4 protein-coding genes, 1 tRNA gene and 2 rRNA genes (1 of these 7 cut by a window edge) are annotated in these 8,792 nt (G+C 66.2%); 2 read left to right on the plus strand and 5 right to left on the minus strand.

The window, feature by feature from the left end; all coding sequences use genetic code 11:
• Positions 1-51 precede the first annotated feature (51 nt).
• Positions 52-3,108: a TonB-dependent receptor domain-containing protein gene (locus AC3A5N_RS02090; protein ID WP_487735654.1), complete on the minus strand. Its 3,057-nt coding sequence runs from the start codon at positions 3,106-3,108 to the stop codon at positions 52-54.
• 152 nt (positions 3,109-3,260) lie between these two features.
• The gene (locus AC3A5N_RS02095) at positions 3,261-4,676 is read right to left on the minus strand and encodes a S10 family serine carboxypeptidase-like protein (protein WP_487735655.1); all 1,416 of its coding nucleotides are present in this window, start codon (positions 4,674-4,676) and stop codon (positions 3,261-3,263) included.
• 124 nt (positions 4,677-4,800) lie between these two features.
• Between AC3A5N_RS02095 and AC3A5N_RS02100 the strand changes: the two genes are divergently transcribed.
• Both AC3A5N_RS02100 and AC3A5N_RS02105 read left to right on the plus strand, forming a co-directional pair.
• Positions 4,801-6,063, plus strand: a complete 1,263-nt coding sequence (locus tag AC3A5N_RS02100; RefSeq protein WP_487735656.1) for an aminotransferase class V-fold PLP-dependent enzyme — start codon at positions 4,801-4,803, stop codon at positions 6,061-6,063.
• Between the two features lie 30 nt (positions 6,064-6,093).
• Entirely contained in the window at positions 6,094-7,602 is a 1,509-nt protein-coding gene (locus AC3A5N_RS02105; protein ID WP_487735657.1) for a S10 family peptidase, read from the plus strand.
• A 309-nt stretch (positions 7,603-7,911) separates the two neighbouring features.
• Here AC3A5N_RS02105 and AC3A5N_RS02110 read toward each other — a convergent pair.
• The 3 genes from AC3A5N_RS02110 to AC3A5N_RS02120 form a co-directional block, all read right to left on the minus strand.
• Positions 7,912-7,988, minus strand: a tRNA-Met gene (locus tag AC3A5N_RS02110).
• A 161-nt stretch (positions 7,989-8,149) separates the two neighbouring features.
• Positions 8,150-8,264: ribosomal RNA gene (rrf, locus tag AC3A5N_RS02115) — 5S ribosomal RNA — on the minus strand.
• A gap of 99 nt (positions 8,265-8,363) precedes the next feature.
• Positions 8,364-8,792, minus strand: a 23S ribosomal RNA gene (locus AC3A5N_RS02120) (it continues 2,364 nt past the right edge of the window).

An 8,792-nucleotide genomic window follows, 5' to 3' on the forward strand; every position in this document is an offset into this window, starting at 1 on the left:
GTTCGAGACGCGCCGGGCGCGCTGCGCCCGGCCGGATGCAGTTCGCAGCGATCACTTGAGGCGGATCTTCACCCCGACGAAGAACCGCCGGCCGAGGATGTCGCCGTAGGCGATCTGCGGATAGGACGGCGCCTTGTCCGTCAGGTTGTCGATACCGCCGCGAAGGACGAAATCGCCGAGGTCGAGCTGCGCCGAAACATTGTGCACGGTGTTGCCTTCGAGGATTGGATTGGGATTGTTCTCGATCGTGGCGTCCGGCCCCGCACGCGTTTCCCCGCGATAGTCCGCCTGATAGGTCAGCCGCAGCGGCCCCTTGTCGTAAGCGAGGTTGAACCGTCCGACCCATTCTGGCGTGGTGTAGGTATCGTCTTCCCGCACGAAGGTCGTGCCGGTCACCGAACGTTCGAGCAGCGTGTTGTGCGTCGCGGTCACCCCCAGCCGGATACGGCCAAGGTCGTCGCCGCCGAACCACTCGCCGGGACGGAAGGAATATTCCACCGCATAGACCTCGCCGCGATACCGGATCTCGCCGGCATTGATCGTGGTCGTGGTGCCGGTAACGATGGTGCCGCCCGAGCTGACGCCGTTCGGCGCCGCGAGACGGGAGAAAGCTGAGCACATCGCAGGATCGGGCGACGGATCGTCGAAGCACGTTGCCGCGAAATCCTCGGTCGTGAACAGCGACAACCCATCCTCTAGGTCGATCTCCACGCGGTCGGCGGTGATCGTCAGGCCCGGAATGAAGCTCGGCGCGAGGACGATGCCATACGTGAACGTGTCCGAGATCTCGTTGCGCAGATCCGGATTGGCGCGCGAAGTGATGAGCGCCCGCTGGAAGCTCTCGGAGCCACTCTGGAAGCGAGCGAGCCGCTCTTCGGCCGACAGCCCAGCCCCAGCGCCATCGGCTTCAACGCCGTAGCCTGGGTTAGCCTCGAACAGCGCGAGGCAGTTCGCGCGGCGAACGTCCGGATTGGGCCCACCCACGATACGGTCCGCGTCGCAGGGATCGATACCTGCGGCATCGAGCCCTTCGCTCGTGGGAACGAGCAACTGGGTCAGCGTCGGCGCCCGGAAGTTGCGGCTGCGCGAGGCGCGCAGCGTCACGTCGCGCACCGGCTGCCAGCGCACGCCGAGATCCCACACGTTCTCCTTCCCGGCGAGCGAGTTGTCGACGTAGCGGAACGCACCCTTCGCCTCGAGCGAGTGAACCAGCGGAAGCGTGAAGCCTTCGCCAACCAGCGGGATCAGCAGTTCGCCCGACAGCTCGTCGGTGTTGTAGCTGCCCGACTGCGGAACCTGCTGAGCGCCGGCGCCGAAGGAGCCCTCGAGGTTCGCTTGCAGCGGATCGAAACGGGCGCTCTCGTCGCGGTGCTCGTAGGCGGCGCTGAACTGCACGTCACCCGCGGGCAGCGTGAACAGCGAGCCACCGAGGGTCGCGAGGAAATCGACCTGCTCGTTGGTCCAGTCGATCCCGGCGATGGTGCTGACGTACTCGCGCGCCTCGGCGCTGACGTTGCCGTGGCCGAACGGATTGATCGGCGCGCACGAGGGGTCGTCGTTCGACGGATCGGCGTCGGCGTTGATCGCGCAGACGATCTGCCCGCCCGAACGGACCGCGTTGATCGCGTTGTCGAAACGGCTGTTGACGACTTCCCAACTGCGACGCTGACCGTCGACCCGCGAGTAGCTGCCCGAGATGTCCCAGTAGAACTCGCGGTCGCCTACGTCGAAGGTGCCGTCGAGGCCGAGTACCGCGCGGTAGGTTTCGGTCTTGGTGCGCTGCGACGGGTCGGGGACCAGGTCGAGGAACAGCTTAGACAGGAACAGCGGCCGCCCGCCGGCGAAGGCCGGGCTCGCCTCGATCAGCGCCGCGCGGGCCTGATCGGTGAGGAACGGGTTGTCGACGGTGAATGCGATCGGCCCCGCGTAGCTGCCGGCGTTGAGCACCGTGCGGCTGTTGCCCTGCGGGATCTCCGTACCCTCGGTCTTGGCGTAGAGCAGCTCGGTCGAGAGTCGGATGCGGTCGGTCACGTCGTAGTGGCCGACCATGGCGCCGGTCAGCCGCTCCACGCCGGTGCGCAGGCCGGCGAGCTGCTGGTAGGGGAAACCGTCACCACCGCTGGCGAAGGGAATGCCCGCGAGCGCGCCCGTATCGTAAGGCACGATCGATCCGTCGGGTGCGAACTGGATCGGGTGGCCGTCGAGCTCGGTCAGGAAGTTCGGCGGCGGCGCGGGGTTGGTGAAGACGACGCCGTTGGCATTGAACGGCCAGAAGCGGGCGTTGAAGATTTCCTCGACCGAGGGAATACCGTCGCCAGGCCCGGTATCTTCCGGATTGTTGACAGTCAGCCGCCCGAGGTTCGACAGCGGGCGGTCGGTGAAGCGCAGGATCGGCGAACTCGACCAGCCCACGTCGACCGCGATATTGCCGCGGCCGGCGGCGAAGTCGGTCCCCGCCGTGCCGCGCAAAGCGTAAGTCTCGTAGTCGCCGCGATCGCTGATCCCGGCCTGGGCATCGAGCTCCACGCCCGTGAAGTCGTCCCGGAGGATGTAGTTGACGACGCCCGCGATGGCATCCGAGCCGTAAACCGCGGCACCGCCGCCCTGATAGACTTCGACCTGCCTCAGCAGTCCCAGCGGAATGATGTTGGAGTCCACCTGCGCGTCGCCGACGCCGCCACTGCCGATGCCGGAGGTCGAAGTGACCATGCGGCGCCCGTTGATCAGCGTCAGAGTGCGCCCGGGCCCGAGGCCGAAGAGGTTGGGGAACTGCTGCCCCGAACCGCTCGACTCGCCGCTGCCGTCGGCCTGGTTGAGCTGCGGGACGACGGACGGCAGGTCGTTCAGCGCCTCGGCGGCGCTGACGTAGCCGCGGTCCTCGACATCCTGTTGCCCCACGTCGATGATCGGGGAGGCGGTGGTGACGTTCTTGCTCCGGATCCGGGATCCGGTGACGACGATCTCCTGGACCTGCGCCTCGCCCGCCGCTTCGCCCACGACCGGGCCGCCGATGGTTTCGTCGGTGTCCTGCGCGTGAGCGGCCCCGCCGGCCAGTATCGCGGCGGATGCGAGCAGCCGCGCCATGGTGATGGTCATCCTCGTACGCATCCTGCTTCCCCTTCGAATTCGGTCTTGTTGTTCCATTTTCGGAAATCGCGCCGAAGGATATGCCGATGGACTGGATTGCGGTTGTCGTTCTCTACCGATCCCAGCCGGGCTGAGCATTGGTTTCGGTGAAAACCCGGTGTGCAGCGTGAAAATTATTCCTGCTTCTCACCCGCGAGGAATGCGGCGATGTCGCGTCCGAATGTTACCGCCACGGCCGGCTCGTCGTACATCATGTGCCCGCCGGGATAGCAGTGGAGCGCGAACCGTGCAGCGACCGCCGCCGGGAGCGCCGACACCGTCGCCTCGTTCGCCGCACAGCTATTGAGAGAGTCGTAGAACCCTGCCGCAACGAAGGTTTGCATGTCCGGCATCTTCTCCATCGCGCGCAGAGTCCATGGCTGAGAGGGACTGGGCGGCCCCTCCCCGGCCATCGCGCGGGCGAGCGATTCCGGCGTGATCGGCGCCTGATCGTACTGCCACTGCGCGCCGACGGGCAGCTCCTCCACCTCGATCCCGGCGTAATGCCCCTCGGCATAGTGCAGACGCTCGCGGTAATAGCGCAGGACCGCGGCGCCCGCCGGCGTCGGATCCGCACCGTCGGTTACGCGCATGTCGAAGACGTCGAGCATCTGCCCACTGTCCCCGAGCAGTTCGGTGCGGAACGTGCGCGGCGATACCCAGAGCGTCTCGGGATCGACCGCCTCCGGCGACAGGCCCTGGAAGGCCGCGACCCGCGTACGAATCGCCTTGCGCAACTCGGGCGAAAGCGCGACCGGATCGGCCAGCGCGGGCGCATAGTCGGCGCGCGCAAATCGCTCCGCCTCCTGCAGCACCTGCTCTACGTCGCCCTGCAGCTCAGGCGCCAGTTTGCCATGCGCCAGCGCGGTCGCGGCGCGGTTGGGCAGCGAGAGCGCGCGCATCAGATGGCGGTCGGGTAGGTCGCCCAGGGGAATGCCGCCCGAGATCAGCGCAATCCCGGCGACCAAGTGGCCCCGGTCGGCCAAGGCTTCGGCGACGCCGCCCGCCCGCCAGGTCCCGAAGCTCTCCCCAACGAGGAAGATGGGTGCGCCCGTGCGGCCGCTGGCTTCGAGCCATGAGAGAATAAAATCGGTCGTTGCGGCGATGTCGGCGGTCGTCGAGTAGAACCCGGCAGCATCGGTCTCGCTCTGGGCACGGCTGAAGCCCGTGCCGACGGGATCGACGAACACGAGATCGCTGACGGCCAGCGGGCTGTCGGGGTTCGCCTCGGCCCGCCCCTCGCGGATGCGCACCGGACCCAGCGCCGAGAAGTGGAGAAGCCGCGAATCCGCGCCGGGGCCGCCGTTCCACACGAAGGCGACCGGGCGCTGCTCGGCCTCCGCGGAAGCGAGGTAGGCGGTATAGAATATGCGGCCCTGTGCATCGCCGCCGTTGTCGACCGCGATGGTCCCGGTACATGCGAGATAAGAGAGCGCGCCACTCTCCTGACGGGTTTCCACCGCGTCGGGCGGACACGCGGCGACCGCCGCCGCCGGGAGCCATGGACTCGTCAGCAGGAGGATGACTCGCAAAATCGATTTAACGCGCACGACGAAGCTCTCCCGCAGCGATCACCGGATCCTAGAGCTGAAGGCGGGAATAGATTATTCGCAATCGCATGCCCGAGAGGCAGCGGTTCACCGGCCCTTCCGATTTTGGGGCAATGGGAACGCCGTGTTCTATGCGCCGCTCGCAGCGTACAATCCCGACATGACGCAATCGGGGAACGGGCTGGAGATGTCGCGCCGTGCGGTGCTGACGGCAGCCGCAGCGCTTCCGGTGGCGGCGAGTGCCGGCGTACCGGGAGGATTGCCCGACAGATCCGTATTCGACGTCGAGGGCACCTATCTCGATTCCGGAACCATGCATCCGCCTGCGCGGGGTGCCCGGGCAGCGGTGGCCGACTACTTCGCGCGCCGGGGCACGGCGGCCGATTACCCGATGAGCGCGGTGGAAGAGCGGGTGAAGGAACGCTTCGCCCTCCTCGTCGGCGCCTCGCCGGCAGAACTCGCCTTCGTGCAGAGCACGACCGCGGGCGAGCAGATGGTCATCGACGCGCTCGACCTGCCCCGCGCGGGCGGGCGCATCGTCACCGACACGCTCCACTTCTTCGGGTCGTTCTATCTCTACGAGGAACTGTCACGTCGGGGGATGGACGTGGCCTGGCTGCGGCCGCGCGATGGCCGGATCGCCATCGAGGACTACGAACGCGCGATCACCCCCGGGACCCGGCTGGTTTCGCTGTCGCTGGTCTCGACCTACAACGGCTTCGAGCACGATCTGAAGCGCGTGTGCGAGATCGCCCATGCGCGCGGCGCGCTGGTCTATGCAGACATCATCCACGCCGCCGGCGCGGTGCCGGTGGATCTCCACGGCAGCGGCGTCGATTTCGCCGCCACCGCCAGCTACAAGTGGCTCATGGGGGATTTCGGGATTGGCTTCCTCTATGCGCGTGCCGACCGGATGGACCGGCTGACGCGCAAGCGCTTCGGCTACTACGGCCTCGCGCGCTTCACTCCGCACGTCTACCCGCTGGACACGCCGGGCGAGACGATCGCCGACGTCGCCGCGCGCGACGATGCGGAGGGCATGTTCGCCATGGGCACACGGTCGCACGCCGGCATCGTCCAGCTCGACTGGTCGCTCGGCTACCTGCTCGACCTCGGCATCGATCGCCTCACCGCGTGGCGCCAGCCCCTGCTCGACCGCCTGCGCGCCGGGCTCGAGGCGAAGGGCTATTCGGTGGCCACGCCGCCGGGCTGCCGCGCGCCGCTGATGACCTGCGTCCTTGCCGATGCGCGCGCCAAGCTGGGCGAGCGGCTGACTCGCGCCGGGGTCCAGATCACGCTTTCGAAGAACCGCTTCCGAGTGTGTCCTTCGATGTTCAATGGGGAGCAGGACATCGATCGCCTGCTCGACGCCTTACCGCGCACATAAGAACGCGCGGCCGTTTCCGGGGAGAAAACGATGCCGTTCCGCCGCTGCCTCTTGTCCGTCCTGCTCGCCACCGCTGCCACGCCGGCACTGGCGCAGGATGCCGATGCGCCGATGTCGCCCGCCTTCCTGCGCGCGATGGAGCCGATGGTCCCACGCGAGGAAGCGACGAGCCGCGTGGTCGCGACCGATCACGACATCGTGCTGAGTGGCCAGCGGATCGCCTACCGCGCACTCGTCAGCGAACAGCCGCTGCCGGGCCAGGACGGTGAGCCCGCCGTCGTCGCGGTCACTTACGCTTACGTGGCCGAGGGCCTGGGCGACGCGGCGACGCGGCCGGTGCTGTTCGTGTTCAACGGCGGCCCCGGCGCATCCTCCTCACCGCTCCACATGCATGCCTTCGGCCCGCGCCGGATCCTCGGAGAGGGGGCCGACATGCGCCTGGCCGACAACGCGCACAGCCTGCTCGACGTCGCGGATCTTGTGTTCATCGATCCACCAGGCACCGGCGCGAGCATGCCGATCGAGGGCGCCGACGCCGCTTCGTTCTGGGGCGTCAAGGGCGATGCGCAGGCCGTCATCCGCATGATCGACGAATGGAAACGAGCCAACGGCCGCCTCGCTTCCCCGACCGTACTGGTGGGGGAGAGCTACGGCACGGCGCGCGCCGCCGCGATACTAAACGAGCTGCAGGGCGCGGAACATCCGCTTCCGGACGCGGTCGTACTACTGTCGCCGTCCCTGGGGTGGACGGACGGTCCGATCCTGTCACAGGTAACCACTCTGCCAACTTTCGCGGCCGTCGCCTGGTATCACGGCGCTATCAATCGTCAGGGACGCGATGTCGCAGACCATTTCGCGGCGGCGCAGCGCTTCGCCGAAACCGAGTATGTAAGCGCGCTGGCACAGGGGCCGCGCCTTCCCACGGAAGAGCAGCGTCGCGTTGCCGAAAAGCTTTCGTCCCTGATCGGATTGCCCGCGGATCAGATCGCGGAGGAGCGACTGCGGATCGGCAAGCTCGACTTCATGCTCTCGCTACTCGGCGAAAAGGGGCTGCGCACCGGCCAACTCGATGCGCGAATCACGCGATCGATCGAGGAATCCAAACTGCGGCCGCCTTTCGACGATCCCTCGATGTCCCTAGGCAGCGACGGGCCGAACGTAATCGAGCGCTATCTGGCCGACGAACTCGGCTACTCGCTTCCAAGCGCCTATCGCAGCCTCAACCTCGGCATCAACTTCCAGTGGAACTGGGGCGAAGGCTACGGCGGGAGCTACCGCGCGGCCACCTTTGCGCCTTATCTCGCCACCGCGCTCGATGCCGATCCTTCGATGCGGCTCTTCGTGGCGGGCGGCTACTACGACATCACCACCCCGGTTCATGCCGGGCCGTTCGCGCTCGATCAGGCAGGGGTGTCACGGGAGCGCTATGTCCTGCGCGGCTATCCCGCCGGGCACTCGATCTTCGAGGACGAGGCACAGCTCGCGAACTTGGCCGCGGACCTGCGCGCTTTCGTTCGCGGTGAGATCCAGCCGATGTGATGGATATGGGTATAAGGGTCCCGGCGGTCTGGCCCGAGCCGTCGCCTCTGGACCGTCAGTAGCAACCGTCTTCTTGCAGGGCACGGCGAGGTTGCTCGCAGCGAGGTTGTCACCACAGGAGATCCGCGCCTTACCGGCTGCGCAGTCAAGCCGAGCGCTTTGATCAGCTTGAGCGGCCGATGCTCCGCCATTGTTCACGCGATGCCTCGGGTGGCACGCACTCGTCAGGTCAAGCGCTCTCCCTACGCCGACCTTGATAAGGCCAGGCACAAAAAAAGCCGCCTCTTTCGAGACGGCTGCTGCTTCGGATGGTTGCGGGGGTTGGATTTGAACCAACGACCTTCAGGTTATGAGCCTGACGAGCTACCGGACTGCTCCACCCCGCGGCACCTGTATGTCGCCTCCGGCGACGGTCTGGCCGCAGCCCCTTGCGGGGCCGATCGGCACGGCATCGATGACAAAAGCCAAAGACGCCAAAAGGGCCTCCCCCGGACGGGGTGGCCCTCTGACTTGCGAATGGGTTTTACCGCGCTCCGCCGGCTACAATGCCTGGCGACGACCTACTCTCCCAGCGCTTGAGCGCTAGTACCATCGGCGCTGCCCGGTTTCACGGCCGAGTTCGAGATGGGATCGGGTGGGTCACAGGCGCTAAGGTCACCAAGCAATGAAGCTGGCGGACGCGGTTTTTAAATCGATGTCTGGCTGATCATCCTCTTACATCGAGGACAATCCATTCAGGACTGTCGTTGATGGTGGGATTCAACAAGCGCGAACAGAACTATTAGGACCGGTTAGCTCCACGCATTACTGCGCTTCCACACCCGGCCTATCAACGTGATGGTCTATCACGGTTCGATGATTGCTTATCTTGAGGGAGGCTTCCCGCTTAGATGCTTTCAGCGGTTATCCCGTCCATACATAGCTACCCTGCTGCACCGCTGGCGCGATGACAGGTACACCAGAGGTATGTTCACCCCGGTCCTCTCGTACTAGGGGCAACTCCTCTCAACAATCGACGCCCACGGCAGATAGGGACCAAACTGTCTCGCGACGTTCTGAACCCAGCTCACGTACCACTTTAATTGGCGAACAGCCAAACCCTTGGGACCTGCTCCAGCCCCAGGATGTGATGAGCCGACATCGAGGTGCCAAACGATTCCGTCGATATGAGCTCTTGGGAATCATCAGCC

The sequence above is a fragment of the Pelagerythrobacter sp. Soil_C_18 genome, from assembly GCF_057657235.1.

What these genes read in the sequence shown, in the direction of transcription:
- AC3A5N_RS02090 (WP_487735654.1), bottom strand. Translation starts at nt 3,108, where the DNA reads ATGCGTACGAGGATGACCATCACCATGGCGCGGCTGCTCGCATCCGCC.
- AC3A5N_RS02105 (WP_487735657.1), top strand. Translation starts at nt 6,094, where the DNA reads ATGCCGTTCCGCCGCTGCCTCTTGTCCGTCCTGCTCGCCACCGCTGCC.